At 60.2% G+C, this 18,220-nt stretch carries 15 protein-coding genes and 1 pseudogene; 13 read left to right on the top strand and 3 right to left on the bottom strand.

All coding sequences use genetic code 11. The annotated features are described in order from the left end of the window. Positions 1-43: 43 nt before the first annotated feature. Positions 44-2,377, bottom strand: a complete 2,334-nt coding sequence (locus BUB62_RS00995; RefSeq protein ID WP_234988492.1) for a transglycosylase domain-containing protein — start codon at positions 2,375-2,377, stop codon at positions 44-46. Positions 2,378-2,465: 88 nt separating this feature from the next. Then, positions 2,466-5,474, bottom strand: coding sequence for a type IX secretion system periplasmic lipoprotein PorW/SprE (porW, locus tag BUB62_RS19640; protein WP_073105049.1), 3,009 nt, complete (start codon positions 5,472-5,474; stop codon positions 2,466-2,468). Between the two features lie 251 nt (positions 5,475-5,725). Here porW and BUB62_RS00985 point away from each other — a divergent pair, with 251 nt between their 5' ends. The 11 genes and pseudogenes from BUB62_RS00985 (at position 5,726) to BUB62_RS00935 (ending at position 14,553) form a co-directional block, all read left to right on the top strand. After that, the gene (locus BUB62_RS00985; protein WP_073105928.1) at positions 5,726-5,965 is read left to right on the top strand and encodes an AtpZ/AtpI family protein; all 240 of its coding nucleotides are present in this window, start codon (positions 5,726-5,728) and stop codon (positions 5,963-5,965) included. A gap of 12 nt (positions 5,966-5,977) precedes the next feature. Next, positions 5,978-6,385, top strand: coding sequence for a hypothetical protein (locus tag BUB62_RS00980; protein WP_073105046.1), 408 nt, complete (start codon positions 5,978-5,980; stop codon positions 6,383-6,385). A 33-nt stretch (positions 6,386-6,418) separates the two neighbouring features. After that, positions 6,419-7,483, top strand: coding sequence for a F0F1 ATP synthase subunit A (gene atpB / locus BUB62_RS00975; protein ID WP_073105043.1), 1,065 nt, complete (start codon positions 6,419-6,421; stop codon positions 7,481-7,483). Between the two features lie 54 nt (positions 7,484-7,537). Further along, entirely contained in the window at positions 7,538-7,798 is a 261-nt protein-coding gene (atpE, locus tag BUB62_RS00970) for an ATP synthase F0 subunit C (protein ID WP_073105040.1), read from the top strand. Between the two features lie 161 nt (positions 7,799-7,959). Then, a complete protein-coding gene (locus BUB62_RS00965; RefSeq protein WP_073105038.1) occupies positions 7,960-8,454 on the top strand; it encodes a F0F1 ATP synthase subunit B in 495 nt (164 codons plus the stop codon). A gap of 90 nt (positions 8,455-8,544) precedes the next feature. After that, positions 8,545-9,105: an ATP synthase F1 subunit delta gene (gene atpH / locus BUB62_RS00960; RefSeq protein WP_073105035.1), complete on the top strand. Its 561-nt coding sequence runs from the start codon at positions 8,545-8,547 to the stop codon at positions 9,103-9,105. An 8-nt stretch (positions 9,106-9,113) separates the two neighbouring features. Beyond that, positions 9,114-10,697 (top strand): F0F1 ATP synthase subunit alpha, encoded by a 1,584-nt coding sequence (gene atpA / locus BUB62_RS00955; protein WP_073105032.1) that lies wholly within the window; start codon positions 9,114-9,116, stop codon positions 10,695-10,697. Between the two features lie 100 nt (positions 10,698-10,797). Then, the gene (gene atpG, locus BUB62_RS00950; protein WP_073105029.1) at positions 10,798-11,691 is read left to right on the top strand and encodes an ATP synthase F1 subunit gamma; all 894 of its coding nucleotides are present in this window, start codon (positions 10,798-10,800) and stop codon (positions 11,689-11,691) included. Between the two features lie 237 nt (positions 11,692-11,928). Further along, positions 11,929-13,671 carry a T9SS type A sorting domain-containing protein gene (locus BUB62_RS00945; RefSeq protein WP_159437380.1) on the top strand — a complete coding sequence of 581 codons (1,743 nt, stop codon included), beginning with the start codon at positions 11,929-11,931 and terminating at the stop codon, positions 13,669-13,671. 45 nt (positions 13,672-13,716) lie between these two features. Continuing rightward, positions 13,717-13,827, top strand: a pseudogene (locus BUB62_RS00940) (F0F1 ATP synthase subunit gamma); the annotation flags it as partial. A 186-nt stretch (positions 13,828-14,013) separates the two neighbouring features. Beyond that, positions 14,014-14,553 carry a hypothetical protein gene (locus tag BUB62_RS00935; protein ID WP_073105023.1) on the top strand — a complete coding sequence of 180 codons (540 nt, stop codon included), beginning with the start codon at positions 14,014-14,016 and terminating at the stop codon, positions 14,551-14,553. A 100-nt stretch (positions 14,554-14,653) separates the two neighbouring features. Here the strand turns inward: BUB62_RS00935 and BUB62_RS00930 are convergent, their stop codons facing one another. After that, complete coding sequence (locus BUB62_RS00930; RefSeq protein ID WP_073105021.1) at positions 14,654-15,382, bottom strand: HAD family hydrolase; 729 nt, start codon at positions 15,380-15,382, stop codon at positions 14,654-14,656. A gap of 256 nt (positions 15,383-15,638) precedes the next feature. On the opposite strand from BUB62_RS00930, the gene pafA reads away from it, so the two are divergent. Next, positions 15,639-17,348, top strand: a complete 1,710-nt coding sequence (pafA, locus tag BUB62_RS00925) for an alkaline phosphatase PafA (RefSeq protein ID WP_073105018.1) — start codon at positions 15,639-15,641, stop codon at positions 17,346-17,348. A gap of 256 nt (positions 17,349-17,604) precedes the next feature. Next, the gene (locus BUB62_RS00920) at positions 17,605-18,189 is read left to right on the top strand and encodes an inorganic diphosphatase (protein WP_073105015.1); all 585 of its coding nucleotides are present in this window, start codon (positions 17,605-17,607) and stop codon (positions 18,187-18,189) included. The last annotated feature ends 31 nt before the right edge of the window (positions 18,190-18,220 follow it).

The following is an 18,220-nucleotide window of genomic DNA, read 5'->3' as shown; positions in this document are numbered from 1 at the left end:
AATCTTCAATGAAATCAGCGAAAGATCCGCGTAATCGGGCACGCTAAATATCCTGGTCGTTCAGGTCCTCCAGATCGGTCTGGTTGAGCTTTTGGTCGTAGGGAATCGTGTCGCGCTGGCCGCCGTAGTAGCGGCTGCAGTCGATTTCGATGCTGAGCGGCTGGGCCGGCTTGGGGAAGGGCGCGGTACTGATGCCGATGCTCTTGTCGGCGTATACTTTGCGCATGAACACGCCGTAGATAGGCAGCGCCAGGCGGGCGCCCTGGCCGTAGGCCCCGGTGCGGAAGTGAATGCTGCGGTCTTCGCCGCCGACCCACATGCCGCACACCAGGTCGGGCGTGATGCCCATAAACCAGGCATCGGAATAGTTGCTGGTGGTGCCAGTTTTAGCCCCGATTTCATACGGAAACTTGAAGCCCGTTTTCAGAATAACCGACGTGCCGCCCGGCTCGGTGGTAGAAGCCTGCAGCATGTGGGTCATAATGTAGGCGGTTTCCTCGCTGAGAGCTTCGCGTGTCTGGGGCACGAATTCGCGCAGCACGTTGCCGTTTTTGTCCTCAATGCGGGTTACCATCATCGGGGCCGTCCAGACGCCTTTGTTGACGAATGTGCCGTAGGCTCCGCACAGCTCGTACATGCTCACGTCGGAGGAGCCGAAGCCCACGGCCGGCACGGCTTCGATGGGGGAAGTGATGCCGAGGCGCTTGGCGTAGGAAACCACCGTTTCGGGCCCGATTTTCTGCACTACCCAGGCCGTAATGGAGTTCATGGAGCGGGCCAGAGCTTGGCGCAGCGTGAAGGTGCGGCCGGAAAAGCCGCCCTCAAAATTCTTGGGCGTATACGACTCGCGGCCGGCCACGGCCGGGAACGTGGTAGCCACGTCGGGCCGTTGGTAGCAGGGCGAGTAGCCCTGGTCGATGGCGGCGGTGTAAACGATGGGCTTAAACGTGGAGCCCGGCTGGCGCTTGCCCTGCTTCACGTGGTCGTATTTGAAATACTTGTAGTTGGTGCCGCCCACCCAGGCCTTAATCTGGCCATTGAGCGGGTTCATGGCCATAAAACCGGCCTGCAGCAGGTGCTTGTAGTACGCCAGCGAATCGAGCGGCGACATGAACACTTCCTTCTCGCCCTTCCACGAGAACACCATCATCTTGTACTTCTTGCGCAGGTAGTAGTTGATGGAGTCCTTGTTACCGTCGAAGCGGTTGCTGAGCGACTTAAAGCGCTCCGTGCGCCGGATGGAAGTGTTAATGAAGTTCGGAATGACCTTACCGTTTTCATCGCGCCACGGCTGCTGGCCTTTCCAGTGCGCGTCGAACCACTTCTGCTGGAGCTTCATGTGGTCGGCAATGGCCGATTCGGCGTAGCGCTGCATCCGCGAATCGATGGTGGTGTAGATTTTCAGGCCATCGGCGTACAGGTCGTGGTCGGTGTCGCGGGCCCACTCCTTCAGCATTTTGCTCACCTCCACCCGGAAGTAGGGCGCAATGCCTTCGTTCTGGTTTTCCACGCTGTAGTCGAGCTTGATGGGCTTGAGCGTCTCGGCCCGTAAGGCTGTCTCGTTCAGGTAGCCGTACTTATTCATCTGCAGCAGCACCCAGTTGCGGCGAAGCTTGGAGCGTTCCGGGTTGAAGCGCGGACTGAAGCGCGAGGGCGCGTTGAGTACGCCCACCAACGTGGCCGCTTCAGCCACCGTCAGGTCTTTCGGCTTCTTATTGAAAAATGTCTTGGAGGCCGTGTTGATACCAAAAGCGTTGGAGCCATAGTCGTTGGTGTTCAAGTACATGCGCAGAATTTCGCGCTTCGTGTAGTTGCGCTCCAGCCGCACGGCCAGAATCCATTCTTTGGTCTTGGTGATGAGCATCCGCACGCCGGGCACGTCGTTCAGGGTGCCGTCGTTCAGGTCGCCGCGGGTGCGGAACAGTACCTTGGCCAACTGCTGGGTAAGCGTGGAGCCGCCGCCGCCGCTGCCGCCCGTGAGCAGCCCCGCCGCCACCCGGCCTGTGGCTTTAGGGTCAATGCCGGAGTGCTGCTCGAAGCGCGAATCCTCGGTGGCAATGAGCGCGTCAACTAAGTGCTGGGGCAGGTCTTCGTACTCGGCCGGGGTGCGGTTTTCGTGGAAATACTTGCCCATCAGCGCCCCATCAGCCGAGTAGATTTCCGAGGCCAACTCACTCTTCGGGTTTTCCAGCGTCTTCAGGTTAGGCATCCGCCCGAAAAGCCCCAGAAAATTCACGCTCACCGCCAGCACATACAGCACGAAGCCCAGCACGCCACCGCCGAAAAGCAGCCACATGGTGCGCGTGAAAGCCGTGAATCGACCCGGCCGCTGAGGTTTGCGCGGGGCCGGTTTGGTCTTGGTGGCAGGGTAAGCCATGAATTCAATTATGAATTAAGAATTATGAATTATGAATGTCCGAACTGGCATAAGCACCAATCCATGCTTCAGAATTCATAACTCAGAATTATTTGGAGTAAGTCTTCTGGTAGAAGCGCTGATACTCTGCCAAATCTTTGCTTTGGAGCAGCAGCGGCATGTTATCAATACCAATGATCAGGGTTTGGTAACCCACGCCGCGCAGCTTGCTCAGTGGGGCTTGCGGGCCGCGCAACTTCAGGGCGTAGCTCTGCGCTACTTTCGCGCCCGGCAAAGATTGCACCACCACCAGGTCCAGGCTGTCGCCGAGGGCGGATTGCTGCACCTGCAGGTTGCTGGCCTTGAAAAAGCGGTTGTTGTAGGTGCTCAGCAGGGCGGGCAGGTCCTTCAGCGGGGCGGCACCTTTCGGGAAAGCCAGCACTACCGCGTGCCCGGCCGCCAGGTTGGTGGTGTAGGGCGTAGCGGGTTTGACGGGCGCGGCTGGGGCTGAAGCAGGAGTTGGGGCGGCTAGCGGCACCACAGGAGTATTCGGGGCTGCGGTGCCGGCTGAATCGGTTGGAGGCGTGCTGGCCTTGCGGGCCTGGCGGCGGGTTAGCTTGGGTTTAGAAGCCGGGGCAGCGGGTGGCGTGGCCGCTGGCATCGTGGCTGGTGCCGCATCGGTCGCCGAAGGTTTGGGAGCCGGCACGGGCACTGATGCAGGCGGCGCGGGGACTGGTTTGGCAGGCGTTTCGTTCTCGCCGTAGAAAATCCGCATCCGGTTATCCACTTCGCCGGGCCGGAAAACGGATATCACGGGCTTGTCGGTAGAAGCCAGGGCGCCGGCAATCTGGCCTTCCTCGTAGCGCTTGTAGCTGCCCAGCAGCGCCTGCGCCTGGCTCAGCAGCGGGCTTTCCGGGTAGTCTTTCTGAAATTTGTCCACGGCTGCCTTCGCCACCACCGGCGGCTTGGTCCGGATGGTGATGAGCGTGGTCAGAAACGCCACCCGGTCGTTCAGATCCGTCACCGGATACTGCTTGCGGGCCCGCGCCAGCACCGCCGAAGACTTGGTGAATTCCTGCTTTTTATAGAAAGTGAAGGCCGAATCGAGCAGCACACCTACCTGGGCATTGGCCACCGACGTGCGCCGCAGATACTCCGGGTCGGCCACCAGCCGCGCATACGACGAGTTTGGGTACTCCGTCCGCAGCTTCTGGGCATAGGCTTCGCCGCGCGGGTCGTTTTTCTCTTTGTAGAGCAGATAAAGGCTGTAATACGTTTCGGGCGTGTGCACGCCGCCGGGGAAGCGCGTCACCAGCTTCTCGTAGGTGTCGGCGGCCTGCACCGGCTCGCGCAGCTGCTGGTTGTAGATGCCACCCAGCGCGAACAGCGCCTCTTCCACCTGCTTCTGCGAAGCCTTCAACTGCGCTTCCGTCAGCGGCAGGTTTTGGCGGTAGCCGGCCACCAAGCCCCGCACCTGCGCCGCCGGATCAGCGGCGGCAGCGGGCGCACCAGTGGTCGGATTGACGCGGACGCCATCTGCGCCGGCAATCGAAACCGGCACGTTGCCGCCCTGGCTCGTCACGGCCGAGGCGCTGGCCTGGCTCGTGGTGCGCCAGTTATCCTGCAGCTTCCGGTCGCCCCACTTCCGGATAAACTCGCCGCGGGCTGTGGTCAGGGCCGTAGGGTTGTCGAAATACCACAAAGCGCCCGTAGTGCTGTTGGCCGCCGCCAGCGGATCCGTATTCACGTTGCCGAAAGCTGATACGGCATTGGTACTGGCCGTTTGCTGCCGCTGGGCCTGCCGGGCCACCAGGGCAGCCTGGCGCTCCTCATTCTTCTTGCGGGTGACCAGCTCGGCGGTGGCAAAGTCGGTCAGGCGGGTGCGCAGGGTGGCGCTGTCCAGCCGGGCCAGTGCCTGCAGGCTGTCCTGAGTGCTGATGATGGTGGTCTGGCGGGCGAAGTCCTTCAGAATAGCGCTCCGCTCCACGGTGGCAGCATACTCGGGGGCTTCGCGGGGCATGTTCTGCACCGTGCTGTCGTAGTAGGCGGCGGCCAGCGGGTACTTCTGCAGGTTTTCGTAGTAGATGCGGCCGGCCAGCAGATACGTGTACGATTTCTGAGCCTTGTTGCTGGTGGTGGCCCGCGCCGACTGCCGTAGCAGCGCCAGCGCGTTGTCGTAGCGCTGCTGGCGGTAGTCGAGCCGCGCCATCTCGTAGTAGATCTTGTCGCGGTATTCCTTGTTCTTGGTGTCCTTCAGCAGTTTGGCGAAATACTTGTCCAGCCGGGCCTTGTCGGTCGTGTTCAGATCTGAAACCTGACCCAGCATCAGCTTGGCGAAGAAATCCAGCTCGTAGGGCGGGTTGCGCTTCAGAATTTTGTTCAGCTGCGCGTAGGCTTCCTTATCCTGATTGGTGGCCTGATACAGCTGCGCCAGAATGTAGCGCGTGCGCGACAGCTCATTTTTGGGCTTGATGTAGGGCAGCGCCCGGGTCAGATTCTCAATGGCTTTCAACTGGTCGCCGGTCTGCAGAAAGTACTCGGCGCGGGTCAGAAAAAGCTCCCGCGCGTTCCGGCCCGAGCCCTGCTCCTTATCCAGCAAATCGGACACGGCCGCCGCGTTTTCCAGTTCTTTAGTGGCCAGAAACGTGCGCATCAGCCAGATCAGCGCCTCGTGCCGGGCGTTGGCATCCTTGCTGGTGGTATTCACATACTTGAACGTCTTGCCCGCGTCCTCATACTCCTTCTTGTAGTAGCGAGCTTGCCCGATGAGCAGGTAGCTGTCGTCGGTCCAGTCGGAGCCGGGGCGGTGCTGAATGGGCAGCGAGGCCTTCTTGATGACGTCGTCGAGGTCGGCCGTCACGCGGGCCACGGTAGCGTCGTCCAGCGTCGGGAACAGCGGCAGCACGCGGTTGTAGTCGTTCACGCGGGCCTTGTATAAGGTGGCCTCGGTAGCCCGCAGCTTCTCGCGGGCCAGAAAAAAGCCGTTGTCGCGGGCCACGATGTTCTCGTAGCTATGCCCGATAATGGACTTCCGCTCCGAGGAGCAGGCCCCCACGGCGGCTACCAAAAGCAGCGCCACAGGCACGGAAAGCAGGCGGAAAAGCGGATACTTCGTCAAAGCAGAGGAATAGGAGAGAGTCCCGGGTTGCCAAATCAAACGCGCGGGTTCCGCCGATTCGTTCGATCCGGCGGCGCGTGGGTTCTACAACGTAGGGCGTTGGGTAAAATTACGGTTTTTCCCTGGCCCTGTTGGCTTTTGCTGCCCGGCCGCGGCCGCGGCCACTTCGCTACTTTAGCCAAAACCTGCCCGCAACCGTAGGCTACTGCGCCGAAAATCAATACTTTCGCACCCCCAAACCGCCCCGCGCCATGCCCGCCGACGCTCCGCCACCGCCCAAGTCCAACGATTCTGACCGTTTGCGCAGCTTCGCCAAATACTCCGGGCTGGGCTTTCAGATGCTGGCCATCATTGGCCTGTGCACTTGGGGCGGCCTCAAGCTGGATGCGTATTTTCAGAATAAAAACCCGTGGTACACCATCGGCCTGATGGTTTTTGGCCTGCTGGCCGCTACCTACCAGATCATCCGCGCCGTTTCGCGCAACGAATAGAATAAGTAACCCGTGGCCGTTTTTCTCCGCTCCTTCCTGCTCTTCTGCGTTATCGTGTGGGCCATTCTATATGGTCTGCAGCTGCACTACGGCGCGGCCGTGGTGCATCCGCTGGCCTACAGCATCTTCGGCTTCTTTACCCTGCTCACGGCCATCACCTACTGGATTACGCTCCGGCTGGTGCGGGCCAGCCCCGATAACTTTATGGCGGCCTATTTTAGCTCCATCGTGCTGCGGCTGCTGCTGTCTATCGGGTTGGTAATGATTTACTTGTATAAGGGCGGGGCCCACGAGGGCCGGGGCACCTGGACCTTCCTCGGCTGCTTCTTTATTCTGTATTTCTTTTACGCCGGGTTTGAAGTCTGGAGCATCCTGAGTAACTTGCGCCCGTTTTCAAAACCGGGTGAAAATCCTGAGTAAAGGTTTTGCGGATTTTACCCTAATTCCCACTGAATGAAGCGCTTACTGATAGCTCTCTTTTGCATTCTTACGCTTCCCGTTTTCGCTAACGAACCTGCGGCTACCACGGCTGAAGCAACCGATCAGGAAGCTTTCAACCCCGGGGAGATGATTCTGCACCACATCGGGGACTCTCACGAATGGCATTTTGCCACGCTCGGCAACGCGGAGCACGGCACGCACGTCACGATTCCGCTGCCCGTTATTGCTTACCAGCCTGCCAAGGGCCTGAGCGTCTTCTCTTCCTCGAAGCTGGCCCACGGCCAGGCCTATAACGGCCTTAAGCTGGAGCACGAGCACCTGATGGCCGAAGACGGCAGCAAAGTCTACGATTTCTCCATCACCAAGAACACGGCTTCGCTCATCCTGAGCGCCGTGCTGTTGCTGCTGGTGTTCACGGCCGTAGCCAGCGGCTACAAAAAGAACCACGGCAAAGCCCCGAAAGGCGTGCAGTCGTTCTTCGAGCCCATTATCCTGTTCATTCGGGATGAAGTAGCCAAGAAGTCCATCGGCCCCAAGTACGAGCGCTACATGCCGTATTTGCTCACCGTGTTCTTCTTCATCTGGTTCAACAACCTGCTGGGCCTGATGCCGGGTGCCGCCAACCTCACCGGCAACATCGCCGTGACCTTTACGCTGGCCGTGCTCACGCTCATCATCACGCTGGCCAGTTCCAACAAGTACTACTGGGCCCACATCTTCGCCACGCCCGGTGTGCCCAAGGCCCTGCTGCCTATCATGATTCCGGTCGAGCTGATTGGCATCGTGGTAAAGCCCTTCTCGCTGATGGTTCGTCTGTTTGCCAACATCACGGCCGGCCACATCGTTATTCTGAGCTTTATCAGCCTGATCTTCATCTTCAAAAGCGCGGCGCTGGCTCCGGTTTCACTGGCTTTCGGCCTGTTCATCAACGTGCTGGAGTTGCTGGTAGCCATTCTGCAGGCCTACATCTTCACGCTGCTCACCGCCATGTACATCGGCGGCGCGGTGGAAACCCACCACGATGCGGATCTGCAGATGGGTGGCGGCAACGGCGTAGAGCCGGCCCACGCACACTAAGCTTTTCTCACCCGACTTTTTTTCTGTTTTACATTTCTCTCAAACCTCTGTTTTATGCTTCTTTCTCTGTTGTTGCAGGTTGTTAATGCCGCTGGTCTCGCCGTAATGGGTGCCGGTATCGGTGCTGGTCTGGTTGCTCTGGGTGCTGGTCTGGGTATCGGCCGCATCGGTGGCAGCGCCATGGAGGCCATCGGTCGTCAGCCTGAGGCTTCCGGCAAAATCCAGACGGCCATGCTGATCGTAGCCGCCCTGATCGAGGGTCTGGCGCTGTTCGCCGTGGTAGTTTGCCTGCTGATTTCGTTCAAGCTCCAGTAGAGGAGGCACCGCAAGAGCAGCCCGCTGCGCGTCGCTTCGGCGCACGGCGTAGCGGGCTGACTTGGCTTTTTTGAAGTAGGTTTTCGGCTGCCCTCGGGCTCCGATTCTATTTCCTCCTTTCATCTGTTGGCTGTCGAAGCCAACGTAGAGTTTACCGCGCTATGCAAATCGTAACGCCCGAATTTGGTCTGATCTTCTGGCAGCTGGTGATTTTCCTCACCGTGCTGTTTCTGCTGGCTAAGTTTGCCTGGAAGCCTATTTTGCTCTCCCTCAAGGAGCGCGAAGATTCTATTGAAAGCGCCCTGCGCATGGCCGATCAGGCCAAGCTGGAAATGCAACAGCTGAAAGCCGGCAACGAAAAGTTGCTGACCGATGCCCGCATCGAGCGCGACAAGATGATGCAGGAGGCTTCCCAGATGGCCAATCAACTCGTTGAAACCGCCAAAAACAAAGCCACGGAAGAAGGCAGCCGCATGATCATGCAGGCTCGCGAAGCCATTCAGAACGAGAAAAACGCCGCGCTGACCGAAGTGAAAAACACGGCCGCAAAGCTCTCCATCGACATTGCCGAGCGCATCCTGCGCCGTGAACTGGCTGATTCCAGCTCGCAACAGCAGCTCGTGGACTCGTACCTGAAGGATGTAAAATTAAACTAAGCTGCAAGCTCCAAGCTACAAGCCGTAAGCTGACATTCCGTCGGCGAAAAGGCTTGCAGCTTGTAGCTTACAGCTTGCAGCTCAAACCCAATGTCTGAACAACGAGTTGCCTCCCGCTACGCCAAGTCCTTGCTGGATCTGGCCCAGGAGCGCGGGACGCTGGAGCAGGTGAAGGCCGACATGGATCTGTTCCGCACCACGCTGGAGCAGAGCCGCGACCTGCGCCTGTTGCTGCGCAACCCCATCGTGAAGCACGATAAGAAGCTGGCCATTCTGAGGGCAATCTTTGGCGGCAAAGTGAGTGAGGTGACGGAGAAGTTCTTCGTTATCGTAACCCAACATAACCGCGAAAGTGCCCTGGAATGGGTAGCTACCGAGTTTCAGAGCCAGTACGACGTGCGGCGCGGCATGCAGGTAGCCCAGGTGACTACCGCTACTCCGCTGGCCCCGGCCCTGCGCGAGGAACTGAACAAAGTAGTGCGCCGGCAGTCGGGCCTGGAAAGCGTGACGTTGGAAGAAACGGTTGATGAGTCCCTCATCGGCGGCTTCATTCTGCGCGTCGGCGACCGGCAGCTCGACGAATCGGTGCGCAACAGCTTGCGCAAGCTGCGCAACACCTTTAAAGAGAACCCCTACCAACCCCATCTATAAACAACAACATGGCAGACGTACGTCCGGATGAAGTATCCGCCATCCTGCGGGAGCAGCTGTCCAACTTTAAGACCGAAGCCGAACTCGAAGAGGTTGGTACGGTGCTTCAGGTTGGCGACGGTGTAGCCCGCATCTACGGCCTGGGCAATGCTCAGGCGGGGGAGCTGATTGAATTTGAAAATGGCCTGCAGGCCCTGGTGCTGAACCTGGAGGAAGACAACGTGGGTGCCGTAATGCTCGGCGACTACAGCGAAATCCGCGAGGGTGCCACCGTGAAGCGCACCAACAAGATTGCCTCCATCAAGGTGGGCGAAGGCATCATTGGCCGCGTCGTGAACACACTGGGCCAGCCTATCGACGGCCGCGGCCCCATTGCTGGCGACACCTACGAGATGCCCCTGGAGCGCAAAGCCCCCGGCGTAATCTTCCGCCAGCCCGTAACCGAGCCCATGCAGACCGGTATCAAGGCTATCGATGCCATGATTCCGATTGGCCGTGGTCAGCGCGAGCTGATCATCGGTGACCGCCAGACGGGTAAGTCGACGGTGGCTCTGGATGCTATCCTGAACCAGCGCGAGTTCTTTGAGCGCGGCGAGCCGGTTTTCTGCATCTACGTAGCCGTAGGCCAGAAAGCCTCTACCGTAGCCCAGATCGTGCAGGCCCTGACCAAGGGCGGTGCCATGGACTACACGGTGGTAGTAGCCGCTACGGCTGCCGACCCGGCTCCAATGCAGTTCTTCGCGCCCTTCACGGGTGCCGCCATCGGCGAGTTCTTCCGCGATACGGGTCGTCCGGCCCTCGTGGTGTATGACGACTTGTCGAAGCAAGCCGTGGCCTACCGCGAGGTGTCGCTGCTGCTGCGTCGTCCTCCCGGACGGGAAGCCTACCCTGGTGACGTATTCTACCTGCACAGCCGCCTGTTGGAGCGGGCCGCGAAGATCAACGCTTCCGACACGATTGCCGCTGACATGAATGACCTGCCCGACTCCATTCGCCACATGGTGAAAGGTGGCGGTTCGCTGACGGCCCTGCCGATCATCGAAACCCAGGCCGGCGACGTTTCGGCGTACATTCCGACCAACGTAATTTCGATTACCGACGGCCAGATCTTCCTCGAAACTAACCTCTTCAACTCCGGTGTGCGCCCCGCCATCAACGTGGGTATCTCGGTATCGCGCGTGGGCGGTAACGCCCAGATCAAGTCGATGAAGAAGGTGGCTGGTACGCTGAAGCTGGACCAGGCCCAGTTCCGCGAGCTGGAAGCCTTCGCCAAGTTCGGCTCCGACCTCGATGCCTCGACCAAGCTCACCATCGAGCGTGGCCGTCGCAACCTCGAAATCCTGAAGCAGCCCCAGTTCTCGCCCGTAAAGGTGGAAGATCAGGTGGCCATCATCTACGCCGCCACCAACGGTCTGCTTGACCTGGTGCCCGTGGACAAGGTGCGGGCTTTCGAAACCGAGTTCCGTCAGGTGATGCAGTCGCGCCACCCCGAGGCCCTCAAGTCGCTGAAAGCCGGTAAGCTCGACGACGAGATTACAGGTGCCATCCGTCAGGTCGCCAAAGATCTGTCGGCGGTATACGCCTCGAAGTAATTATTAATTCTGAATTCTGGATTATGAATTATGAACTGGCAAAACGGCGCACGTCCACCAATTCATAATTCATAATTCATAATTCATAATTCCGAACGGAATGGCTAGCTTAAAAGAAGTCCGCAACCGCATTGTATCGGTGCAGAGCACGCAGCAGATTACCAAAGCCATGAAAATGGTGGCGGCGGCCAAGCTGCGCCGGGCCCAGGACAACATCCTGCGGATGCGCCCTTATGCCCAGCGGCTCAACAGCATTCTGAGCAACCTGACCGCCCAGGTCGGGGAGGAAGTGGCAAGTCCGTACACGGTGCAGCGCGAAGTGCGCCGCGTGCTAATCATTGCCATCACGTCTGACCGCGGCCTGGCCGGGGCTTTCAACAGCAACATCTTCAAGGGGGTGAATGCGCTGATTGCTTCGCGCTACGCAGCGCAGGCCGCGGCCGGTCAGGTAACGGTAATGGCCATCGGCAAGCGGGCCCACGAGTATTTCTCGAAGCGCGGCCCGATCATAGGCAACTACACTCACGTCTTCGGCCAGCTGTCGTTCGACACGGTGCGCGAAGCCGCGGAGCAGGCTATGGCCGGTTTCAGCATGGGCCAGTTCGACGAGGTGACGATGGTGTATAACGAGTTCAAGAACGTAGCCACGCAGGTGGTACGGGCCGAGCAGCTGTTGCCGCTGGTGCCCGCCGAGGCACCCGCCACACCGGCCGCCGCTACTTCCAACGTCGATTACCTGTTCGAGCCTTCGAAAGAGGAAATCGTGCAGACCCTGATTCCGCAGTCCTTGAAGGTGCAGCTCTACAAGGCGGTGCTGGAAAGCAACGCCTCGGAGCACGGCGCCCGCATGACGGCGATGGACAAGGCCACCGAAAACGCCGGCGAGCTGCTCAAGTCGCTCAAGCTGACGTATAACCGCACCCGTCAGGCGGCCATCACCACCGAGATTCTCGAAATCGTGGGTGGGGCTGAGGCACTGGCGGCAAGCCAGTAGAATAATCATTAGACTCGGCAAAGACCCTTTCCACAGGTTGTCTTTACTCAAATGTCAAAAAGGCTTCAACCAGCAGGTTGGAGCCTTTTTTTGTAAGATTGCTGCAACGCTGCTTGCTGAGAGAAGAGCACCAAAAACGTTAAAAATCACCTCATCAGGTTTTATGCTATAAGTTTGCTGCAGCTCCACATGCCTGAACGGACCCCATGTGCTTCTCTATTCCTTTACCTCCCTTGTATGCTAAACCGTTACTCCCTGTTTATTCGAACTGCCAGTGGGCTATTGCCGCTGATCTGCTCCGTGGCGGCGCAGGCGCAGGCACCTGTTTTGCTCAATGTGGCACCTGCCGCTAATGCCCACTCTGCCGCCCGAACTACAGGCGTGGTAGCTAGCTTTAGCAGGCCGCTTACCGCCGCTTCCGTCACGGCGCTCAAGGTGTTCAGCAGCCAACGCGGCGGGTTGCGCGGGAACGGGGTGGCCACCGTAGTGGGAGCCAACTTGGGGTTCTTCCCGACGGCATACCCCTTTATGCCCGGCGAAACGGTACAACTGACTGTGACCCGCGCCGCAGCGAGTGCCGACGATTCGCTGGCTACGCCCTGGGTGCAGCAGTTCACGACGGCCGTGGGTGGGACGGGCCGCGGTGATTTTCGCCTGCCAGCGGGCCTGGCGGAACCGAGCGTGGGCACGGCGCCCCAAAGCGTAGCGGTAGGTGATTTGGATGCCGACGGCGACCTGGATCTGATAACGGCAAACGCCTTTGCCACCGGCACCCTGAGCGTGCGCCTCAATGACGGAGCCGCCACATTTACGGCCCCTGCCACCAACGCGGAAATAGCCGTGGGCAGCGCCCCGCGCAATCTGGCTTTGGGCGACTTAGATGGCGACGGCGACTTGGACCTAGTGGCTGCCAATTCCTTCAGCAATACGCTAAGTGTTCGTCTCAACGACGGCAGCAGCAACTTCAGCGTGCCACAGAGCGCGCAGCTGACCACCGGCATGTATCCATTGGGGGTAGCGCTCGGCGACATTGATGGCGATGGTGACCTGGACCTAGTGGTCGCCAACAACCAGTCAGCCTCGGTGAGCGTGTTCAGCAACGATGGTACGGCCCTCTTTACTTCGTTGGCTACGGCCTCGGTGGCGGTGGGCCAGTACCCCTATGCTGTGGCCCTGGGCGACGTGGATAATGATGGGGACCTAGACTTGCTGGCTTCCAATACCAGTAGCAACACTGTGAGTATACGTCTCAACAACGGCAGCAGTGTTTTCACGGCCCCGGCTCTAAACGCCGAATGCCCCGTGGCCTTCCGACCGCAAGGAATAGCTTTGGGCGACGTGGATGCTGATGGGGATTTGGATTTTGTAACGGCCAGTTCAAACGGCAATATGGTAAGTGTGCGCCTCAACACCGGCGCGGGGGCCTTCGTGCCTTCCACCACCCTACCCGAAGTGCCCGTGGGTAGCTTCCCCTACAACGTGGCCCTGACCGACGTGAACAGCGACGGCCACCTCGACCTGCTGGCCGTAAACGCCGGTGCCAACAGCGTAAGCTTGCGCCTGAATAATGGGTCTGGCCGCTTTTTGCCCCCCGCCACCAGCGCCGAGATACCCGTGTCCTCCAACCCCCTGGCGCTGGCCGTGGGCGACCTGGACAGTGACGGCGACATAGACCTACTGGCTCCGAGCCAGAGCAGCTACGCCGTGAGCGTGCGGCTGAATGGCGGCACCGGCCCGCTCGCAGTCAGGTCCGGCGCAACCGCGGAGGCGCTGGCAGTCTATCCTAATCCCGCTACCGGGCAGGTGCGGCTACGACTGCCGGCCACTGCCCGCCGCGCCGAATTGCTCAATGCCCTGGGCCAGGTAGTGTGTACAGTGCCCGCTTTGGCCGGAGCGGCTACCCTCCACGTAGCTGGCTTGGTGCCCGGCATCTATTTGGTGCGCTCTGCCGGGCAAGTAGCCCGCTTAGTGGTAGAATAAAAGTGAGTTGTCTCCGGCTGCAAGGATAGCCACCGGAAACGCCGGGAGCTGCTCAAGTCGCTCAAGCTGACGTATAACCGCACCCGGCAGGCGGCCATCACCACCGACATTCTCAAAATCGTGGGTGGGGCTGAGGCACTGGCGGCAAGCCAGTAAGACCGGCTCTGCAGCACTAACCAAAGACAATGGCCCGTTTCCTTGTACAAGGAAACGGGCCATTGTCTTTGTGAGATGGAAATACGGCTGAATAACAAACCACGCGGGTGCCTGGTTTGTGGCGGGCGACGGTACCAGTCAAACGGCAAACGTCCTTACCTTGCTAGCCAAGTTGCTCTTCTCATTATGAACACTAAATACCGCGCTGCTGACCCGGCAGCTGAGGTGAACGGGCGCAATATTCAGATAGTGCTCGATGCGCTGCCAGTGCCGCAGCAGGCTACCGCGCTACTTCGCAAGCATGGCTTGCCCACCCAGCCCGAGCCCGATAGCTGGTACTCCTGGCAAGCCTGGCTGGATGTGCTGGCCGAGCTGGAGGAAATTCACGGTGCGCCCACGCTGTATGCGGCCGGACTGCAGTGCATCACCCATAGCCTCTGGCCGCCCAACCTGCACACCATGCACGAGGCCCTGCTGGCCCTGGACTGGGCCTACCACGCCAACGTGCGCGGGCAGGAGCTGGGCTACTACCGCGTAGAGGGGCGGGGGCTGCGCGAGGTGCGGGTGGTATGCCTCACGCCCAACCCCGTAGAATTTGACCGGGGCATCATTACCGGGCTGGTGCGCAAGTTTAAGCCGATGGGTGCCGGGCATGTGCGCGTGGAGGCTGAACCCACGCCGGCCGGCTCGCCGCCGGGCCTGAAATGGTTTGCGGTGAGTTGGTAGGTGAGGAGGCCTAATGGCTTAGCTATACCCAAATCGGCCTACCGCGCCACAAGTGAGCGTTATATAGACCGACAGCATAGCCTCTAACTCGGCTGACCTACTATTGCTTGCTGTAGGCTCGCTGGGCCAGAGTTTTGCTGGGCTTTGGAGCTGCGAGCGGCTGCTCCAGCAACTCTCGCAGCCGCTCCGGCGTCAGCTCCGTGAAGTCCTTGATGACGGTGAGCGGGGCCTGGAAGTCTTTGGCCCGCAAAGACGAGGCGACGGCCACCACGCGCATCCCGGCTTTGTAAGCGGCCTGCTCGCCCAGAACGGCATCCTCAAACACGAGGCAGCGCTCGGGCGGCACGCCCAGCTTGCGGGCGGCGGCGCTGAAGGTATCGGGGTGGGGCTTGCCCTTTTCAATATCGTCTTTGCCGATGATGACGTCGAAGTAGGGGCGCAGCTGAAGGTGGTCGAGGATGTAGCGGATGGTTTCCTCGCCCGAGCCGGTGCCCAGGGCTATTTTGAAGCCGGCGGCGCGGGCGGCTTTAAGAAAGGTGGTGAGGCCGGCGGTTTCGCGGCGGTGGCTCCAGTAGAGGGTGCGGTAGAGAAACTCGCGCTGAGTGGCGTATTCTTCCAGCCTCTTTTTGGGCACGGGGCTGGTGAAGACGGTTTTGAGGATGTCGGGGGCGGGCATTCCGTTCAGGCGGCGCAGCAGGCGGCGGGCGTTGGTGGTGAGGCCCAGGTCGCGGAATAGCAACTGAAAGGCGAGGGCCTGGTAGCGGGTGTTGTCGATGATAACGCCATCCATGTCGAAGATGAGGGCGTAGGGAAGCAGGGGAGTGGGCATGGGATAAGCGGTGTAGAGACGCGACACTTCGCGTCTCGGCGTTGAACGATGGGTGCTGGGCCGCTGGGATAGACAACCTCAGCAACTTCAGCAACGATTGAGACGCGAAGTGTCGCGTCTCTACATACGGGCGACCTGCTTTACGCCGCTCCGGCTATTTTGGCGGGCGGCACCCAAATTCCGGCGGCGGGCTGTTACCTTTGCAGCCGCCCTGGCCGGTTCGCCGGTTTACTTGCGGCGTTATTCTGCTACTGATTTGAAAAAGAGCCTGTTCCTGTTGTTGGCCGCCGCGCTGTCGGGGTCTGCCTTTGGGCAGAAAAAAGCCGCTGCCCTGAGCCGCCCCAAGCTGGTGGTGGGCATTGTGGTAGACCAGATGCGCTACGACTACCTCTACCGCTACTGGAGCAAATACGGCACCGGCGGCTTCCGGCGGCTGCTGGGCGAAGGCTTCAGCTACGAGAATACCCACTACAACTACGTGCCCACCTACACCGGGCCCGGCCACGCCAGCCTCTACACCGGCACCACGCCCTCCATGCACGGCATTGTGGGCAACAACTGGTGGGTGCGCGAAGAGGGCAAAGGCACCTACGTGACCGAAGACAAAACCGTGCAGCCGGTGGGCGGCACGGCGCTGGCCGGGCAGATGTCGCCGCGCCACATGCTCACCAGCACCATCACCGACGAGCTGCGCTTAGCCACCAACTTCCAGAGCAAGGTCATCGGGGTGTGCATCAAAGACCGGGGCTCCATTCTGCCCGCCGGCCACGCCGCCAATGCCGCCTACTGGTACGACGGCTCCAACGGGGCTTTCATCACCAGCACCTACTACCAGCCCGCGCTGCCCGAGTGGGTTACGAAGTTCAACGCCGAGCAGCGGGCCGCCCGCTACCTCGATAAGCCCTGGGAAACGCTGCTGCCCATCGGCCAGTACACCGAAAGCTCCGCCGATGACGTGGCGTGGGAAGCGGCTTTCCGGGGCGAGGCCAAGCCCGTGTTTCCGCACGATTTGCCCCGGCTGAGCGGCGCTGCTCCGGCAGCCGTGCAGGGCGCGCTGAAGGCTGAGGGCGAAAAAGCCCCGGCCGCCACGCCCCGCAACCTCGACCTGATCCGCTCTACGCCCTTCGGCAACTCGCTCACGGCCGACTTCGCCCTCGAAGCCATCCGGGCCGAGCAGCTGGGCCAGCGCGGCCAGACCGACTTTCTTGCCCTGAGCTTCAGCTCGACCGACTACGTGGGCCACCAGTTCGGCACCAGCGCCATCGAAACCGAAGACACCTACCTGCGCCTCGACCAGGACCTGGCCCGCGTGCTGGCCTACCTGGATAAGACCGTAGGCAAGGGCCAGACGCTAGTGTTTTTGTCCGCTGACCACGGCGCGGCCAGCTCGCCCGACTTCATGCGCCTGCACCGGCTGCCCGCCGGCTCGGTGGGCCCGGCCCTCATGCGCGACTCCATTCAGCAGGCGCTGGTGCGGCGGCACGGGGCCGGCCAGTGGGTGCTTACCTACGAAAACCAGCAAGTGTACCTCAACCGCCCGCTCATTGCGCAGCACAAGCTGAACCTGCGCACGGTGCAGGACGAGGTGGTAGACATTGCCGGCACGCTCAGCGGCGTGAACCGCGCCATTGCCGCCGACGACTTGCAGAAGTCGCACTGGGAAAGCGGGATGCTGATGTATCTGGAAAACGGCTTCTTCCCCCACCGCAGCGGCGACGTGATGGTGGTGCTGCAGCCGGGCTGGCTCGAATCGTACACGTACCCCGTGAACAAGGGCACCACCCACGGCTCCATGAATACTTATGATACGCACGTGCCCCTCGTTTTCTGGGGCTGGCACGTAAAGCACGGCGAGTCGAGCGTGGTGGCCAAGATTACGGACGCGGCGGCCACGCTGGCGCGGATGCTGCACATTCAGGAACCCAACGGCTGCACCGGCACCCCGCTGGTGGAGGTGCTCCGTTAGGGTCTTGGGGGCTTGGTTGGTGGGGTCTTGGTTTTTTGGTCATCTGTCATCCTCCATCTGGCGTAAGCTTGCGAAGGACCTTATGCCAGTTGAACGATGATGCTAACAACGGCTCGTTCCCATCCCATAAGGTCCTTCGCTTTACTCAGGATGACAGATGACCAAAAAACCAAGACCCCACCAACCAAGACCCTAAGCCCCAAGACCCAAAAACAAACCAAGACCCCAAGTCCCTAAGACCCTAATAAACCCAAAAATGGCTCATTTCAACCCCTGGCACGACGTAGAGCGCGGCGAAAACGCCCCCGCCGTCGTTAACGGCATCATCGAAATTCCCAAAGGCAGCAAAGGCAAGTACGAGCTGGACAAAGACAGCGGCATGCTCAAGCTGGACCGCGTGCTGTTCTCGGCCGTGCACTACCCGGCCGCCTACGGCTTCATTCCGCAGACCTACTGCGACGACAAAGACCCGCTCGACATTCTGGTTATCTGCTCCGTCGACATTGTGCCTATGTGCCTGGTTGATGCTAAGGTAATCGGGGTGATGCAGATGATTGACGGCGACGAGGAAGACGACAAAATCATTGCCGTGGCCGCCAACGACATTTCGGTGAACCACTACAACGACATTTCTGACCTGCCCCCGCACACGCTGTTGGAAATGCGCCGCTTCTTTGAGGACTACAAAGCCCTGGAACACAAGCAAGTGACCGTGGAGCGCTTCATGGGCCGCGAAGATGCCTACCGCATCATCGAAGACAGCATCAAGCTCTACCACGACACCTTCCAGAAGGATGCCGACGGCGTGACCACCGCCAAAGCCGAGAGCCTGAAGGCGTAATCAGCGCAATGCCCATCAGCCAAAAGCCCCG

This window comes from Hymenobacter daecheongensis DSM 21074 (assembly GCF_900141805.1).
GTDB lineage: Bacteria > Bacteroidota > Bacteroidia > Cytophagales > Hymenobacteraceae > Hymenobacter > Hymenobacter daecheongensis.
The sequence above is the reverse complement of the archived record's forward strand: the minus strand, read 5'-3'. Positions and strand labels throughout refer to the sequence as shown.

Coding starts and splice junctions, on each gene's coding strand:
- BUB62_RS00995 (WP_234988492.1), bottom strand. CDS start 2,377: ATGGCTTACCCTGCCACCAAGACCAAACCGGCCCCGCGCAAACCTCAG.
- BUB62_RS00985 (WP_073105928.1), top strand. CDS start 5,726: ATGCCCGCCGACGCTCCGCCACCGCCCAAGTCCAACGATTCTGACCGT.
- atpB (WP_073105043.1), top strand. CDS start 6,419: ATGAAGCGCTTACTGATAGCTCTCTTTTGCATTCTTACGCTTCCCGTT.
- atpE (WP_073105040.1), top strand. CDS start 7,538: ATGCTTCTTTCTCTGTTGTTGCAGGTTGTTAATGCCGCTGGTCTCGCC.
- BUB62_RS00965 (WP_073105038.1), top strand. CDS start 7,960: ATGCAAATCGTAACGCCCGAATTTGGTCTGATCTTCTGGCAGCTGGTG.
- atpH (WP_073105035.1), top strand. CDS start 8,545: ATGTCTGAACAACGAGTTGCCTCCCGCTACGCCAAGTCCTTGCTGGAT.
- atpA (WP_073105032.1), top strand. CDS start 9,114: ATGGCAGACGTACGTCCGGATGAAGTATCCGCCATCCTGCGGGAGCAG.
- atpG (WP_073105029.1), top strand. CDS start 10,798: ATGGCTAGCTTAAAAGAAGTCCGCAACCGCATTGTATCGGTGCAGAGC.
- BUB62_RS00945 (WP_159437380.1), top strand. CDS start 11,929: ATGCTAAACCGTTACTCCCTGTTTATTCGAACTGCCAGTGGGCTATTG.
- BUB62_RS00935 (WP_073105023.1), top strand. CDS start 14,014: ATGAACACTAAATACCGCGCTGCTGACCCGGCAGCTGAGGTGAACGGG.
- BUB62_RS00930 (WP_073105021.1), bottom strand. CDS start 15,382: ATGCCCACTCCCCTGCTTCCCTACGCCCTCATCTTCGACATGGATGGC.
- BUB62_RS00920 (WP_073105015.1), top strand. CDS start 17,605: ATGGCTCATTTCAACCCCTGGCACGACGTAGAGCGCGGCGAAAACGCC.